This is a genomic window from Candidatus Litorirhabdus singularis, from assembly GCF_026262625.1.
Taxonomy (GTDB): domain Bacteria; phylum Pseudomonadota; class Gammaproteobacteria; order Pseudomonadales; family Halieaceae; genus Litorirhabdus; species Litorirhabdus singularis.
Genome location: NZ_SHNN01000003.1, coordinates 169,562 through 185,135 on the forward strand (window position 1 = coordinate 169,562; position 15,574 = coordinate 185,135).

At 55.1% G+C, this 15,574-nt stretch carries 13 protein-coding genes; 4 read left to right on the forward strand and 9 right to left on the reverse strand.

The window, feature by feature from the left end; translation table 11 throughout:
- Positions 1-32 precede the first annotated feature (32 nt).
- The gene (locus EYC98_RS15235; RefSeq protein ID WP_279246231.1) at positions 33-488 is read right to left on the reverse strand and encodes a nuclear transport factor 2 family protein; all 456 of its coding nucleotides are present in this window, start codon (positions 486-488) and stop codon (positions 33-35) included.
- A gap of 227 nt (positions 489-715) precedes the next feature.
- Here EYC98_RS15235 and EYC98_RS15240 point away from each other — a divergent pair, with 227 nt between their 5' ends.
- The 3 genes from EYC98_RS15240 to EYC98_RS15250 are packed head-to-tail and all read left to right on the forward strand — an operon-like array spanning position 716 to position 5,415.
- Complete coding sequence (locus tag EYC98_RS15240; RefSeq protein ID WP_279246232.1) at positions 716-1,300, forward strand: TetR/AcrR family transcriptional regulator; 585 nt, start codon at positions 716-718, stop codon at positions 1,298-1,300.
- Positions 1,297-2,367, forward strand: coding sequence for an efflux RND transporter periplasmic adaptor subunit (locus EYC98_RS15245; RefSeq protein WP_279246233.1), 1,071 nt, complete (start codon positions 1,297-1,299; stop codon positions 2,365-2,367). Before EYC98_RS15240 ends, EYC98_RS15245 begins: the two co-directional genes overlap by 4 nt.
- 3 nt (positions 2,368-2,370) lie before the next feature.
- The gene (locus EYC98_RS15250) at positions 2,371-5,415 is read left to right on the forward strand and encodes an efflux RND transporter permease subunit (RefSeq protein ID WP_279246234.1); all 3,045 of its coding nucleotides are present in this window, start codon (positions 2,371-2,373) and stop codon (positions 5,413-5,415) included.
- Here EYC98_RS15250 and EYC98_RS15255 read toward each other — a convergent pair.
- The 3 genes from EYC98_RS15255 to EYC98_RS15265 are packed head-to-tail and all read right to left on the reverse strand — an operon-like array spanning position 5,412 to position 8,007.
- Complete coding sequence (locus tag EYC98_RS15255; RefSeq protein ID WP_279246235.1) at positions 5,412-7,112, reverse strand: GMC family oxidoreductase; 1,701 nt, start codon at positions 7,110-7,112, stop codon at positions 5,412-5,414. The two genes, EYC98_RS15250 and EYC98_RS15255, sit on opposite strands and share 4 nt — an antisense overlap.
- On the reverse strand, positions 7,109-7,747 hold the full coding sequence (locus EYC98_RS15260) for a gluconate 2-dehydrogenase subunit 3 family protein (RefSeq protein WP_279246236.1): 639 nt from the start codon (positions 7,745-7,747) through the stop codon (positions 7,109-7,111). Before EYC98_RS15260 ends, EYC98_RS15255 begins: the two co-directional genes overlap by 4 nt.
- Entirely contained in the window at positions 7,744-8,007 is a 264-nt protein-coding gene (locus EYC98_RS15265) for a hypothetical protein (RefSeq protein ID WP_279246237.1), read from the reverse strand. Before EYC98_RS15265 ends, EYC98_RS15260 begins: the two co-directional genes overlap by 4 nt.
- A gap of 174 nt (positions 8,008-8,181) precedes the next feature.
- Here EYC98_RS15265 and EYC98_RS15270 point away from each other — a divergent pair, with 174 nt between their 5' ends.
- Positions 8,182-9,570 (forward strand): M20/M25/M40 family metallo-hydrolase, encoded by a 1,389-nt coding sequence (locus EYC98_RS15270; RefSeq protein WP_279246238.1) that lies wholly within the window; start codon positions 8,182-8,184, stop codon positions 9,568-9,570.
- Positions 9,571-9,594: 24 nt separating this feature from the next.
- Here EYC98_RS15270 and EYC98_RS15275 read toward each other — a convergent pair whose 3' ends face one another.
- From EYC98_RS15275 to EYC98_RS15295, 5 genes are all read right to left on the reverse strand, one after another.
- Complete coding sequence (locus EYC98_RS15275) at positions 9,595-11,472, reverse strand: DUF3604 domain-containing protein (RefSeq protein ID WP_279246239.1); 1,878 nt, start codon at positions 11,470-11,472, stop codon at positions 9,595-9,597.
- Between the two features lie 140 nt (positions 11,473-11,612).
- Positions 11,613-12,497, reverse strand: a complete 885-nt coding sequence (locus EYC98_RS15280; RefSeq protein WP_279246240.1) for an SDR family NAD(P)-dependent oxidoreductase — start codon at positions 12,495-12,497, stop codon at positions 11,613-11,615.
- Between the two features lie 5 nt (positions 12,498-12,502).
- Positions 12,503-13,282 carry an acetoacetate decarboxylase family protein gene (locus tag EYC98_RS15285; RefSeq protein ID WP_279246241.1) on the reverse strand — a complete coding sequence of 260 codons (780 nt, stop codon included), beginning with the start codon at positions 13,280-13,282 and terminating at the stop codon, positions 12,503-12,505.
- A 101-nt stretch (positions 13,283-13,383) separates the two neighbouring features.
- Complete coding sequence (locus EYC98_RS15290; protein ID WP_279246242.1) at positions 13,384-14,343, reverse strand: Rieske 2Fe-2S domain-containing protein; 960 nt, start codon at positions 14,341-14,343, stop codon at positions 13,384-13,386.
- A gap of 11 nt (positions 14,344-14,354) precedes the next feature.
- Positions 14,355-15,566 carry an amidohydrolase family protein gene (locus tag EYC98_RS15295; protein WP_279246243.1) on the reverse strand — a complete coding sequence of 404 codons (1,212 nt, stop codon included), beginning with the start codon at positions 15,564-15,566 and terminating at the stop codon, positions 14,355-14,357.
- Between the last annotated feature and the right edge of the window lie 8 nt (positions 15,567-15,574).

Genomic DNA, 15,574 nt, shown 5'->3' on the forward strand with positions numbered 1-15,574 from the left:
GCGACGATTCACAGCAGAGTTCGTCGGCCTCTTCAATCAATATAGTTATTGCGCGTCACCTTGAACTCCGGGCCCAGTGGCTCCAGCACTTCAAATATCCTCCGGTAGCCGGTGTGCGTAATCAACCAGCGCCCTTCCACGCGCTGGTAACGGTCATGGTAAATACCGTTGCCGCTGATCCTTATCCGGTGTTCCAGCGCATAAACCGTATCGTGCAGGTACCAAATACCTTCGGCTGTGTCGGCACCGGTCAAGGTAATTTCCGGATGATGTCCGGTATGCATCGACAGAAACTGGCGACCACTCATAGAGCTTTCAAGAAATTCGATGATCGCATCGAGACTATCGAAGCTATGGTCTCCATCACTATAACTGGCGCTGGCGGTATCGGTAAAAAGTCCGCGCAGGTCGTCCCAGGCATTGGTATCCAGATGACGAAAATAGCGTGCCTTAAGTTGTTGTATGGCTTCCAGATCTTCCCACGTCACGCGGCTATCCTCGTCTTCAGTCAGTAGTCGTCATCACACCACACTTTAACCTTCAGATAAACGTCAGGCTGCAATGCTGGCAAATGCCAGCAGCAACCTCATAGCCATGCGGACGCCGGTCACAAAACGGCAACGCCAGCCAAACGCGATAGCCACAACTCTTGACCGCGCACCGCCACCCCCCTATGATTCTCAACAACACAACTTAACGAACGTTTAGTAAACCCATGACTGACCAGACCACGGACACATTGCTCAAATGCTCGGCGCGACTGTTTGCCGAACGCGGTTTTGCCGGCACCTCTATGCGGCAGATAGCGCGTGAAGCGGGAATCACGCAGGCGGCGATCTACCATCACTTTGCCAACAAGCAGGCCTTGTACGTGGCTGCGGTAAGCCATCTGCACCGCGACAAAATTGGCGGCGTACAGGAAATCCGCGAATCTACCGCAGCGCCAGCACAAAAGTTAACGCAATTTATTCTCCTGATGCTGCAGCAGTTAGATGCTGATCCGGATTTCCGCCACATCTTTTTTCGCGAGTTGATCGAGGGCGATGAGGCACGACTGCAAGATCTGGCCGCCAACGTGTTTCCTGAAATTGCGCAGATGGTTGAATCATTGATGCAGGAACTGGCACCCCATCTCGACAGTCACCTCACCATGCTATCTATCTCAGGATTGATACTGCTGCACCTGGAAGCACGGCCACTGAGCCTGCTGCTGACCGGTGGCGCCGAGGACAAGACCCGCCTACCGATACTGGCTGAGCATATCACCACACTGCTACTGAACGGAGTACGCACCGCATGAAGCAAATCCTCGCCTCACTATTAATAGGCGCAACCACCCTGCTCAGTGGCTGCGGTGACGCCGAACAGTCCGACAGCGCACCTGCAGAGCGCGCCACCAGCGTCATTGTGGTTACCGCACTAAGCCGAGACATAGACTATGTGCTTAACGCACTAGGCAGCGTGGAGAGTATCCACCATCCCGTCATTTCCGCTGAGGCCAGCGGTCAAATCGTCAGCATTGATGTCGAAGAGGGTCAAAGTGCGCCCACCGGCACGGTTCTGGCACGCATTGACCCCGCCACACACCAACTGGCCGCGGACACTGCAGCCGCGGAATTGCAGCGGCAGCAGGTGTCACTAGAAAATCAGCGCAAAGAGGTCGCGCGTTTGCAGCGTCTAGCCGAATCCCAGTCAGTCTCCAAGGATCAACTGGAAGATCAACAGGATAATCTGGCGATGGCCGAAGCCCAACGGCAAATGGCTGATACCCAATGGCAACAAGCCCAGCTCATGGTCGCCAAAACCAGCGTGCTGGCGCCGACTGCCGGGATTATTTCTCGCCGCAGTGTATCTCTTGGCGACTACGTCACGCCGGGAACACCACTCTTTGCAATGGTCTCAGTCGATCGCCTTAAAGCACGGCTGGCATTTCCGGAACACGAGGTTTCAAAGATCAGTATTGGTCAGCGGGTGCGGCTAACCAGTCCAGCGGCCCCCGACACGCCGGCCGAAGGACTCATCATGGGAATCAACCCCCAGATCAGTATTCACAATCGCGCCATAGAAGTGACCGTGGAGTTTGATAATCCAGGCGGCTGGCTACCAGGGTCAAGCGTGGATGCGCAACTCCTGATCAAACGCCAAACCGGCGCCCTGACCCTGCCCTCTACCAGTGTCGTGATTCGTCAGGGTGGGCCGGTCGTATTTCTGGTTAATAAAGGCCGCGCCCAAATACAGCCAGTGACCACCGGATGGCGTGGCGCGGACTGGATAGAAATTCAGAGCGGCATTAGCGCGGACGACCGGGTAGTGAGTCACGGCGCCGCACTGATCAGCGACGGCAGTCTGCTCGCGGAGCGCCTCTAGACCATGAACCTACTTGAACTTTTTGTCCGCCAACGGGTTCTGGCCTATATGATCAGCGCCGCAATAATACTGTTCGGTATTATCGGACTGCAGGGCATTGGACTGGACCGCAACCCCAACGTTGAACCCCCGGTCATCGTGGTCAACACGCTAAACCCGGGTGCCACACCCGAGGTAATGGACAGCAGCGTAACCAGCATTCTTGAATCGGCCATCAACTCTATCGCCGGTATTGAAGAAATTCAGTCAAACTCCCGACCTGGCAGTTCCAGCGTGATGATCGAATTTGATTTGCGCAAAAATGCCGATATTGCTTTCAACGAAGTGCAGGCAAAGGTCAATCAGGTCATGAACGACCTACCACAGGAGTCAGAAATACCGGTGGTTGCGAAAGTAGATCCCAACGCACAGGCGGTAGCCTGGCTGATGCTCAAGGGTGACCGGCCGCTGGCGGAACTGAATCAAATAGCACGTATACAGGTAAAAAAAGCGCTGGAAAATATCAGCGGCGTCGGCGAAGTTGTGGTCGGCGGTGGTCGCGAACGCAAGATTCGTGTGGACCTGAATCTGTCGCGTCTGGCCGCTCTGGGCTTAACGGCACAGGACGTTATCACCGCGTTTAGCCGTGAGCACATTCAGATACCCGGCGGCTTTCTGGTGGGGGGCAATCTGGAGAAGCTATTGCACCTGGACCTGGAGTTTCACACAGTAGCCGAGCTGGAAGAACTGGTAGTGGTATGGCGCCAGCAGGTACCCGTCAAGCTGCGTGATGTGGCGCAGGTCAGCGATGCACTGGATGATAAACGCAGTCTCGCCCGCTTCAATGGCGAAGAGGGAGTGGCGATAGCGATACGTAAAGTACAGGGTTCGAACACGGTGCAGATCGTACGCGAAATTGAGCGGCGTCTGGAGCAGACTATCGCCCCTACCCTGCCAGACGGCATAGAGCTGATCGTAGCAGCCAACGAGGCGGGTGTGATCGAGGGCATTGTCGACGGTCTTAACGCCCACATCATTGAGGGTACCTTGTTGGCCGCGTTCGTGGTCTGGCTGTTTCTACTCAATCTACCGGCCACAGTGATTATTGCTACTGCCATTCCCGTGTCTCTCGCAGGTGCGGTAATCGTCATGTTCTTTGGCGGCTTTACCTTCAATATGCTTACCATGAGCGGGCTACTACTGCTGATTGGCGTGGTTGTAGATGACGCCATTGTGGTCCTCGAAAACGTGCACAGACAATATGAAGCGGGCCAGACTGACCCGATACAAGCCGCCATCGACGGCACCCGCGGCGTGGTCGCGGCGGTCTTTGCCGCCTCCTTAACTCTGGTGTGTATTTTTGCCACGGTGATTTTCATGGATGGCATGATCGGCGTTTTCATGCGCTCTTTTGCGGTCGTGGTAACTGTCGGCGTGATCACCTCTCTGATTGTGTCTCTGACACTGACCCCGGCTCTGTGCGCACGCTTTCTGAAACCCGAAAAAAACAACGACACCAATCCGCTGCACCGCATTATCAACCGCGGCCATGCGCTGCTTGAAAACAGCTACCGACGCATGCTTGACGGCAGTTTACGACATCGCGGCATGACGCTGATTGGAACCACGCTGGTAGTCGCATCCAGTGGCTGGTTCATGACACAACTAGGCACAGAGTTCTTCCCGGAAGATGAGGAGTCACGCTTTCTGGTCACACTCAACACGCCGCTAGGCTCTTCCATTGATTACATGGAAGACAAAGTCGCACGCGCCGAGAGTATTCTGCGCAAGTACCCGGAAGTACTCCACGTGCTTAGCACCGTAGGGGCGCAGCGCGGAGACGAGATAACCAATGCTTCCCTGAAAGTGGCCCTGGTACCGCCCAGAGATCGCGAACTAAGCCAAATGCAATTAATGCCCATCATTCGAGAGGCCATGCAGGAGATTCCAGGCGTAGATGCCTATCTGGGTATGTACCCGATGTTTGAGGGTATGGGCGGAAGCCCGTTTGAAGCTTATATCACTGGTCCCGACCTCTACGAGGTAGCCCGGCTGTCCGAACTGATGCAGGAAAAACTGCAGGAATACCCCGAGATGGGCAAAGTGCGGCTGGAGCTGAAGCTGGATCGACCGCAGTTGAGTTTTAGTGTAGACCGCAATCGCTCCCAGGCACTGGGCATCAGTACCCAGCAGATCGGCGACACGGTGCGAGTACTGGCCGGGGGCGCGGATATTGCCAAATACAACGAATTACCCGGCGATGGGGAGCGCTATGACGTGCGACTTGCAGCCAATCGGGACACCATGATCGGGGCCCGGGACCTTGAAAACGTTTATCTGCGTGGTCCCGAGAACAGTCTGGTGCAAATGAGCTCGGTAGTGACCATGGAAGAAAAACTCGGCCCAGCTCAGGTACAACGACTCGCGCTGAATTTTAGTGCGGGCTTTTTTGCCACACCAAACACTGACATTGGTTCCGCAGTCAGTATTTTCCGCTCCAGCGCCGGTGATATCCTACCTCCAGGCTATCAGGTGTTACTGGTGGGCCAAGCCAAAGAAATGGAAAAGACCGGCGGTGCTGTGCTCCTGCTAATCATTACCGGACTGATCATGGTGTATATGGTGCTGGCCAGTCAGTTCAATTCCTTTCTGCAGCCGGTGCTGGTCATGCTGGCGCAGCCGCTGGCCATTGTCGGTGGCTTTATGGCGCTATGGATTGCCGGCAACACGCTGAATTTGTTTTCCATGATTGGCATGGTGCTGCTGGTCGGTCTGGTCTCCAAGAACTCGATTCTGCTGGTCGACCTGATCAATCAATTCCGCGCACGCGGTATGAGTGACGCCGAAGCGATTCGACAGGCCTGCCCCCAGCGCATGCGCCCGGTGCTGATGACCTCGTTAACCATTGTCTTGGCCATGCTGCCCGCTGCAATAGGCGTGGGCGAAGGCTCGGGGCAATACGGCCCGCTAGCAGTAGCGGTGATTGGCGGTGTAATCAGTTCAACCCTGCTTACCCTGCTAGTGGTGCCAGTTGCCTACTCCCTGCTGGGACGCTGGCTAACGCGCTAGCCGTAGTGGCCCGCTTGCAGTTGCTTGACGGCATAGTCGCAGGCACGCGCTGTAAACGCCATGTAGGTTAGCGAGGGATTCACGCAGGACGCCGACGTCATAAAGGACCCATCAGTGACGAACAGGTTGTCAATTTCATGGGCCTGATTGTACTTATTCAGTACTGATTGAGTGGGATCATCGCCCATACGCGCGGTACCCATCTCGTGAATAGCGCCACCACCGGTTTCCATATTGGATTCATCATTGGTGATGTAATACACCGCGCCGGCCGCGCGAAACAACTCCGCCGCCTGCTTGCCGGTATCATTAGCCAGCGCCCGCTCATTGGCACCCCACTCAAACTCAGTCGCCAGCTGCGGAATGCCGAAGCGGTCGACCTTGCTGGCGTGCAGATAAGCCTGGTTTTGCGCCTGAGGCAGGCACTCAGAGAACGCTGACAGGGCCCAGATCCACATGGGGTTGGGTTTTTTCAGCGACGCTTTGTAGTCTGCACCGAAACCTTTGCTGTTAAAGGTGGTTTGCCAGTCACCGCGCATGGGTATGGCCTGAATGCCAAACCCGCGCACGAAATCAGCGTCCTCGTCTTGCCCGGTCAGATTGCGAAAACGCGGTATATAAAGCCCATTGGGACGATTACCTTCGTAATAGCTATTGACGTCATCCACCATGATACCGAGATGAATCATCTGCAGGTGGTCCATCAGGTACTTACCCAGCGCGCCGCTACGATTAGACAGACCGTTGGGGTGCTGCTCGCTGGTAGAATTCAACATGATCTGGGTACTGCCCAGCGTCGACGCACACAGGAAGAACAGCTTGGCGCTAAAAATGCTGCGCTCACCGGTCTGGGTATTGATGGTTCTGACTGCCGTAATACGCGTACCGCTGGCATCGTGGTCCAGCCGCTCCACTACCTGGTCAGGCATCAAGGTCAAATTTCCGGTGGCCTGCGCTGCCGGCAAGGTCGAGCTCTGCGAGCTGAAATAGCTGCCCGTAGAGCAGCCACGCTGACACGGCCCACAGTAATGACAGGGCGCACGGCCGTTATGTTCCTCAGTAAGAATCGCGACCCTACCGATGGTCATGGGTATATGTGGCATCTTTTTATTGATGCGCGCCTTCGCGGTCTTCTCGATTTCGTAGTAATCCATGGGCGGCAGGAATTCACTGTCGGGCAGCTGCGGCAGGTTCTCGGCTTGACCACTAACGCCAATGAACTTCTCCACGTAGCTATACCAGGGTGCAATTTCCTCATAGCTCACCGGCCATGGGATCCCATGACCATCGGTAGCGTTGGCATTAAAATCCTGCTCACTCCAACGATAGACCTGACGCCCCCACAATAATGAGCGCCCACCGACCACATCCGATCGAAACCAGTCGAAGGGTTTTTCCTCACTGCGCACATAAGGATTCAAACGATCATTGTTCCAATACTGTCGGGTCGCCTCGCTAAAGGCGTAGCTGGAACTCTGCACAAAGTAATCACGCTCGTTCTGCTCACGATCGGGCATTCCATGAAACGGGATTTTCCAGGACGGTGCATGCTCTCCCCGGTAATCCTGACCGTGTTTAATATCCTTGCCGCGCTCCAGCACCAGCACCTTAAGCCCCTTCTCGGTCAGCTCCTTGGCGGCCCAGCCGCCGGAAATACCCGAGCCGACCACTATCGCATCGAACTGTGTAGCACTCATAACCCGGTCTCCGCCGACAACATGCGCATGGGAAGCTCCGCCGCATAGGCTGAGTCATCTTCAGCCAAAGCCAGGCTGCCATTAAAACTACCCATAGGATTTTCACGCAGAAACTGGGTCCCCCCCACTTCAGATAGCATGAACCCTAGCACCGTCAACTCCTTGAACTGACAAATAAACGGCGCCTCGGAATCCCACACCCGGGTCACATTGCCCAGGTTATACCACTGGGCATCACCCGCCTCCGCCTCCAATTGTTCCAGTAGCTGTAATTGTTGCTTACCAGATAACGCGGCAAAATCGCCATTCGCTCTGGCCAGAAGGTCCGCCAGCCCAGCATCGAACATCGCGCGCTCAGCGTCGTTAAACCAGTCAGCTACCATCAGCTCAATAAAGCGAGCCACCCCGGCATCTGTAGCGCCTGGAGTATCAGTCGCGGGAATCACTTGCTCAGCCGCTGCAGTAACAGCCGCACGCTGCGCAGCGTTGAAATAAGTGAGCGGTTTGCGGTCTATGTAATTGGTTTGTCCGGCCAGAAAGCGGGACTGTTCATTACTCAATGCCCAGCTGGTTGGAATGCTGCTAGCGCCGGCGGCAAACACCGCTGCACACTGTAAAAATTCTCTTCGATTCACACACGACTCCGGCGTTGATTCCTGAATTGTAGGGCTAATGTCACCAGCAAACCTACGCCAATACAGGCGATGGTCTGATATTGCCACAAGCTAAAGGCATAGCCGCCACCGCGGAATACCGTGTAACCCCAGTAAAGACCGTCGACACTCAGCGCATGACTGGCTTCGTAAAACGCCCAACCAGTGGGCTCCAGGCCGAAACGCAAATAGATCGCTACAATCAGCCCCCACAAACTCGCTCTTATTATTCCCGATGACACTTGGCTTCTCTCGCGGCGCAGTTGAAGGAGCTAAAGTAATTCATTCGCGCTTTAGGGGTCAAGCGTCGCGTCAGCGCCGATGATGGCGCAATAATCAATTCGCGCTCAGAGCCAGATACCAGTAGCATTCGCCAGTCATAATCCCAATACCCGGTAATCATGGAGACCCCGCTTATGCTGTCAAAATATCTGCTACTTGGGCTGCTACTAATCGCTGCTCTACCAGCAACCCTATTCGCCAGCAACGGTCAGGCTAAAGACCCCGGAGCAGAAGCCACTGAATGGCTGCAGGCTTTCCTCCGCGTGGACACGGTAAACCCCCCGGGAAACGAATCGCGGGCGGTTGATTTTTACGCTGAGATTTTTGATCGAGAGGGCATAGTCTGGGAATCTGCGGAAAGCGCACCCGGTCGCGGTAATATCTGGGCCCGTATTAAAGGTGGCGATGAGCCGGCCCTGATACTGCTGCAACATACCGACGTGGTGCCTTCCAACCCAGAGTACTGGAGCGTGGAACCGTTGTCCGGGCTGATTCGCGATGGCTACCTGTGGGGCCGCGGCGCGCTCGACATGAAAGGTACCGGCATTAGCCATCTCGCTGCCTTTCTGGCGCTGCATCGCGCCGGTAAGCCGTTGAACCGGGACGTTATATTCCTGGCTACCGCCGATGAAGAAGCCGGCGGTAAGTTCGGCGTCGGCTGGATGGTTGAACATCACCCGGAAGTGTTTGCCGGTGCCGGCCTACTGCTTAACGAGGGCGGCGGAGGCAGCCGTTCTGGTGATCAGGTAGTGTTTGGCGTGGAAGTCACCCAGAAGGTACCCGTATGGCTGCGCTTAACGGCCGAGGGCACTCCTGGGCATGGCTCGTCGCCACGCAGCACTAGCGCTGTGGACAGCCTGATAGGCGCGCTGACCAGATTACAAGGCAATCCCTTCCCCGCGCGCATCATTGCTCCGGTGGACGCGATGTTCAAATCCATGGCGCTGGATGCCCCAGCGGAGCAGGCAGCAGTCTTTACCGACATGAGGAGCGCGATTAAACAACCAGGATATTTACAGCAACTGCAAAGCGACTCGCCACGCTTGCATGCGATCACCCGGGACACTTGCAGTATCACGCGCCTGCAGGGTTCCAGCAAAATTAACGTCATTCCCCCGGTGGCCTGGGCGGAAATTGACTGTCGTATTCTGCCAGATCGACCCGCCAGCGCTTTTATAGCCGATATCAATAAGCTGTTGGAAGGTCGTGGCATTCTGGTTACCGAAATACTGTCTTTCGGCTCCGCAATATCGACCACTGATACGGTGCTCTATCGCGCAATCGAAGAGTTTGCCAATGAGCGCTACCCCGGCTCAAGAGTCATGCCTGCGGTATTGGGAGGCTTCACTGACAGCCATTTCACCCGTGAACTGGGCATCGCCAGTTACGGCTTTAGCCCAGTCGTTAATTCAGAACGAGACTACGTCGGCATCCATGGCAATGACGAACGTATCAATATTGCAGACTTCCGCGAGGGTGTGGACAACCTGATTTACCTGCTGGGTAAAGTCGTCTACCCCTGAGGTGCACCGTGTCGGCATGACCCACTAGCGCGGGCTGTACCAGATTGGCGAACTGTAGGCGCGGTCCTGCACGGTAGTCGGAGCTCGCGGATCAACCGCGCGACCTAATCTGACCCGGTCGTATTCCGACCAGCGTGGAGTTTCTATCTCAATCACACGAGCGTAATAAAAGGCGCGCTCTGCCGCATCAAAATCAGGATCGGTCCAGACTGTTGCCAACGCTGTAGCGCCTATCGAGTTATCATAGCTCGCATCACTGAGATCCACGCTATTGCCCAGCGACTTGAGGCTGCCGTTGCGACGCGGTCGACGTCCGTCCGAGGCCGCCACGTTATAAACCTTCTCGTGCAACTCACCCGCATCATCCAGCCAACCCTTAACCACCTGCAGCCTGTCCAGGTTGGCTCCATCCGGATCCTTTAACGCCGCAATCATGAAGTCTGGAGCCTTACCTTCGGGAGCGCCCAGTTCACCTCCCATAGGTACCCCTTTGCGATAACCAATACGCGCAAAATGCGGGTCAAGCACGTCATCTTCTGCGTATTCCCAGCCACCAAAAAACCGCAGGCTTATACGTGAGCCGGTTGTCGCGTAAACCTCTTTTCTGCGCATAGCATCGAATAATGATTCACGGGTATTCTCCTGCGCCCACACGGCGGCGTAACCGGAGGCCACAAAGGCCCAGGGCATAGTCAGTTCTACGCCGGGTTGCTCGGTGGTGATATTGCTTACTGCTGGCGCAGTGCGCGGCATGGCTGGTTCCATCACGGTGGCCTTACCCCAGAAGTTATCTTCGCCCCCGGTAGCCAGCGAAGTATGCGAGTCGGTGCTGCCAATCATGCCAAACTGGTAGGGGTTGATTCCCAGGGTACTGGCCAGCAATAAGCCGCTCTTCAATGCGCTGCGAGCGTACTCATATTGCAGCATATCATTGGATTTATTGGCACCGGCAGTTGCGACAAAGTTACCTCCGTCCCAAGTTTCAAAGTCCGCAAACTCGTCATCGGGTGACAGGAAAGGATGCGTTTCACCGTCGCCTTTGATCTGCGTCACCTCCACCAGCGGTTCATGCCGCAAACGCCGCGCCGCGTATTCGGCGTCGATAGCCGCACCGGAATAATCCGTCATCTGGAACATGCGGCCATTACTGAGGTTGCCGTTATGCGGGATTGCCAAAATGCGTCCGCCCGTGTTCTCCTCATAGCGCTCCATAAAGCTCCACAAGTTGGCCGGGTCCTCACCGCCGTTGGATGCTAATGGTTGCATCTGCCCCGCTTTATCGGCTGCATCAGCATAGATCACCACCCGGTGCAGATTGTTGCCAGCGGGCATAGACGTCCATTCAAAACCAATCAGGGCGGTAAAGTTACCGGGATCGTTATAGGCATCCGAAATTGCGATCGATTCCTGCCAGATATCCGCTGAAACCTCGGGTGAATCCAGCATGGCAGTACCCTGTGACATCTTGCTCAGAAACTCCTGCATAATCGCCCCGGCCTGCTCTGGAGACGCATCACCGGTCATCGCTTTATAGACACGGCGGGAGTCGTCCGTAGTGAGTAGACGTGCGTCACCTTCGCGCAACTTAAGCATGGTGCCCAGCTGCTCGGCATGGTCTGACACCACCAGGAAATCAAGCGGTCGATAGAGCCGCGCTAACATGCCGGCGTTGGCCTCAACCGCCTCACCGCGGGCAAAGCGATAGGCATCAGCAGGGCTCAGGCCGGTATTACCCATGGTATTTGCATCTACGCTATAGGAGCTGTGCAAGTGGGTATCTCCCCAGTACACATTCATCGGAAAATTCTCTTCCGCCCATGGCGTATAGTCTTGTGCCATGACCTGTGTAGCGGTATATCCGAGAGCCAGCAGCGCGCAGCGCAATAGCAGGGTTTTATACATGACTAACCAGCCTTTTATAATTATTGATAGCCACAAAAGCATAGACCATGTTGAGATCAAATGGCAGCAGAGGTTCTGCCTGCTGTGGGGAAACTGAGAGAGAAATGCGAGGTGACAGTCTGTCACCCCGCAGCAGAGTGCTAGCCCAGAGCGGGCGGCACCGGAGTCGTACGATTCAGAATCATATCGGTGCGCGCCTGGATTTTGGCGTCGGTCTCAGGCGTGGTCTTTAGCAACCAGAACTGATCTTGCTCAATACCAGCAACAGCCATCTCTGCCACTTCATCCGGATGCGTGACATTCATTTCGATACCGTATTCTGCCGCCATCTTCTTCATGTCATCGACCGAATTGATGCCGGTTTCATTGCCATCACCCTGAAAGTCTTTTTGCAGTTCTTCAGGACGCACGCGACCAGAGTTGAACAAGCCGGTATCCACAACATACGGCCCGGGGAATAAAGCACTGATTTTAACCGGCAACTGCTGCGCGGCAACCTGAAAATGCAGGTTCTCAGTAATACTCTGGACCGCCGCCTTGGTCGCGGTGTAAACCGGACAGTCTGGCAGGACAATGAGTGCTCCGTTGCCAGAACCGGTAATGGCGAAGTGTGACTCCACGCCTTGCTCTATCAATCGCGGCATGAACACCTTAATGGAGTTAATCACCCCCCACAGATTGACGTTCAAGGTCCACTGCCAGTCCTTGTCGGAGTAATCCCACATATTGCCAGACTCGCCAGCACCGATACCGGCGTTGGCGAACACCAAATGCATACCACCGAACTCGGCAATGGCCTTATCCGCGACGGCGTTCAAGCTGTCTACCGAAGTGACATCACAAAATTCGGCAATCGCCGTTATGCCCTCCGCTGCCAAGTCTGCGGCCACAGTCGTCAAGGCATTGCGGTCGACATCGCCGACTACAATCTTAGCCCCCCGCCGACCCAGCGCAAACGCCAGCGAACGTCCGACGCCGCTGGCACCACCGGTAATAACTGCAACTTTGTCCGTAAAATCTTGCATACGGCTTACGCTACGTTCAGGTCAGCAGGAGCGCCGCCCACACCAGGCCAGCGCGAACCGGAGATAGTGTCAGCAAACGGCAGGAAGCCTTCACCGTCAAGCTCACCCGCAAGAGTCATCGTGCGATCCAGAAAGATCGGCCACCACAGGTGTGCCGACAGTTGCTCACGCATGGGCAGCTTGCTGGCCAACGGATCCCAGGGGCTATCGCGTAATATTAACTCACCGTCGACTTTTTCGCGACGTTGAGTGCCGTACTTGCTCATCACATGCACTACATGTGGCGGAAAGTCGTAACCGGTTGCGGGACCGCCAACGCTGACTGCACGTGATACTTTTATCCACCACTCGTTCTGTACCCATTCGTCCATGGGGTCTAGCTCACCGGTGCTCTGGCCGCTGAACTCCAGGAAGGTATAACCTTGATGCACGCAACGCGCTGACACCTGATCCATCATCCGATAGAAAGTGGTATCACAAGGGTACTTGGGCTGACCGTTGGTCTCCTGGCTGATAAAAATAGCCGACTCCTGATCAATACCGTATCCCAGCGTGTACTCGCCAGCGGTGCCGTTATAGTCCGCGTCAACCGTGGTAACCACACCGTACTCAGGAATATTGGGTACCGGAAAATTGTAGATGGTCAGGTTCACATTGGGCTCAGCTCCGGGCTCAATGCCGGGTGGCAGCAGCGCCGCAATTTTTTCAGGATCAGTGCGATACTTGATCTTCAGCATAGGCCAGTTGAGGATATCGCCAGTGTTGCCTTGGATAGAGTCAGTCATTGGTTTTCCTTTTTGGTTGTTGTTTTCGTTTTTTTATTGGTAGTGCCCGGACTCACGTGCCGGGCGCTGTAGGCTAAATTTTTACAACGCTTTAGCTGCGACTAAGCTGCCGCATTATCGTCGATATAGAACTGCCGCACCCACTTACGAAAGCCCACCAATGAGGTATCGCCTTTGCAAAATACGGGCTTTTGACGATAAATCTTGTGGCGCCAGATAGGCATATCGTCACCAATACCTTCTTTAATCCCGCGCATAACATCATCACCTACCAGATCGACAATTTCTTTACGCACAGTCAGTGTCCAGCGCATGTGCGTTTCTTCAAGGCTGGTGGGCTGGGCGGTGGAATACACCAGCATTTCTGCACCAGGCCCATAGACCGTTCTGACCACCGCCAAACCCGGATTGTGCAGGGTGGCGTGCAGTGTATTAGGGTGCGCAGCATCTTTGGCATCGGCCACCATGTGCAATACGCGGCCATCCTCTGCTATCTCAACCTTGCTCGGCGGTGTGTCCTGCATGCGGTGCACATACTGAAAATGCTCTGGGTCACAGGTATTCTCAGCAATATTCTGCACGTGATTGGGAATGGTAAACTCCCAGTATTGCGGCTCGCTCCAGTCATCGCTGGAAAGCTCCTCCAACGCAGGAATCTCCCATGCTGGTGCCTCTTCCAAGGGGTGATACCAAACCATGATATCCCCGTTGGTTTCACTGACTGGCCAGGAACGCACTTTGGCTCGCTCCGGAATTTCATCGCAGTAAGGTATTTCTACGCAATCTCCACTGGCGTCAAACTTCCAGCCATGAAACGGACAGCGAATAGTCTCCCCCACTACTCGTCCTTCGACACCCAGATGGGCGCCCAGGTGTGGACAGAATGCATCGGTGACCACTGCCTGACCGGAGCGGGTACGAAACAGCGCCAACTCGCGGTCAAACGCTGTCACTCGCTGAACTTCGCCACTGGCAAGTTCGCGGCCACGTCCAACCGAGTACCAACCAATGGGAAAATCCGGCCCGTCCTGGGATTTGGACTCACATACACCTAAAGCCATCTAACAAACCTCTACTGAAACTGACTGAACTGAGGACCGATACGGTCCGCAATGGGACGTAAAGCATCTTCCGACATGCCGTACCACTTAATAGCATTCTCGCCTAATACCTTGCGAATATCGGATTCTGGAAAACCACTGAAGTTTTCGACCAGACGCGTCTCCGTCTCGGGCCACGTCCCCTCAGGGTGCGGGTAATCACTGCCCCACATCAATTTATCTTTGCCCAGGAAATTAGTTACCGCCATGTCACCACGCTTGGCGCAGGACGCCCCGACACCAATATTGCGCATAAAATACTCAGACGGCAGCATGCTGAGATGGGCCCGAAAATCACCCAGCTTGGCCGACTCTGGACCTTCGGTAGAGTGAAAGTCGAGCATCTTCAGCCAGTACTCCAACATCCAGTTGGTGCCACCCTCGGTAAGACACGCCTTGAGTCGCGGGAAGCGTTCAAACACGCCGCCCCAAATCATGAAGGCCAGCGGCCGATACAACCACCACATGACCTCGGACACATACAGACCCATGGCGCCGGGACGATCCTTGGCGGGGTCCATAGGAAAATCCGGACCAAAGAAATCTTCCATCGGTCCCGGTCCAGAATGAAAGTGGACCATCACACCCAGGCTTTCGCAGGCCTCCCAGAAGGGGTCGTATTTAATATGGTTGTAACCCGGAAACTCATGGGTCATCACCGGTATCATGACGTGGCGGAAACCATTGTCGTAACACCAGCGCATATTCTCTACCGCCAGCTGCACATCCCACAGCAACGGAATAACCGCTACACCATGATGACGCGCAGGATTATTGGCACAAAATTCTGACAACCAGCGGTTGTGGGCCATAGCACCCGCCCACTGTAATTCCGGTGTCATATCCTTGGTCGGCATCGACAAGCCGGCCCCAAACGGCGGCGTGTTGACCTCAGTTATACCGTCAGGAAAGATCATTTCAGCGGCAATACCATCTTCATCCAACATGGCCACTCGCTGCTCGTAAACCCAAGCACCCGTTAGACGGTCTTCAATACCTATGCGCCATTGGTCATTGATTTCCTTGATCAGGAAACTCTCTGACGCCTTAGTCGACATTTCGATGGTGATAGGCACCGCAATATCCAGAATATCGTGGAATTTTTCTTCCACGTAAGGCTTGTACTCGGCAATAGGAAGGCCGGCATGGCAGTCTGAAGACACCACAATCATACGATCCGACATATAAACTC

Coding starts and splice junctions, on each gene's coding strand:
- EYC98_RS15280 (WP_279246240.1), bottom strand. CDS start 12,497: ATGCAAGATTTTACGGACAAAGTTGCAGTTATTACCGGTGGTGCCAGC.
- EYC98_RS15295 (WP_279246243.1), bottom strand. CDS start 15,566: ATGTCGGATCGTATGATTGTGGTGTCTTCAGACTGCCATGCCGGCCTT.
- EYC98_RS15255 (WP_279246235.1), bottom strand. CDS start 7,112: ATGAGTGCTACACAGTTCGATGCGATAGTGGTCGGCTCGGGTATTTCC.
- EYC98_RS15240 (WP_279246232.1), top strand. CDS start 716: ATGACTGACCAGACCACGGACACATTGCTCAAATGCTCGGCGCGACTG.
- EYC98_RS15245 (WP_279246233.1), top strand. CDS start 1,297: ATGAAGCAAATCCTCGCCTCACTATTAATAGGCGCAACCACCCTGCTC.
- EYC98_RS15290 (WP_279246242.1), bottom strand. CDS start 14,343: ATGGCTTTAGGTGTATGTGAGTCCAAATCCCAGGACGGGCCGGATTTT.
- EYC98_RS15275 (WP_279246239.1), bottom strand. CDS start 11,472: ATGTATAAAACCCTGCTATTGCGCTGCGCGCTGCTGGCTCTCGGATAT.
- EYC98_RS15250 (WP_279246234.1), top strand. CDS start 2,371: ATGAACCTACTTGAACTTTTTGTCCGCCAACGGGTTCTGGCCTATATG.
- EYC98_RS15270 (WP_279246238.1), top strand. CDS start 8,182: ATGCTGTCAAAATATCTGCTACTTGGGCTGCTACTAATCGCTGCTCTA.
- EYC98_RS15285 (WP_279246241.1), bottom strand. CDS start 13,282: ATGACTGACTCTATCCAAGGCAACACTGGCGATATCCTCAACTGGCCT.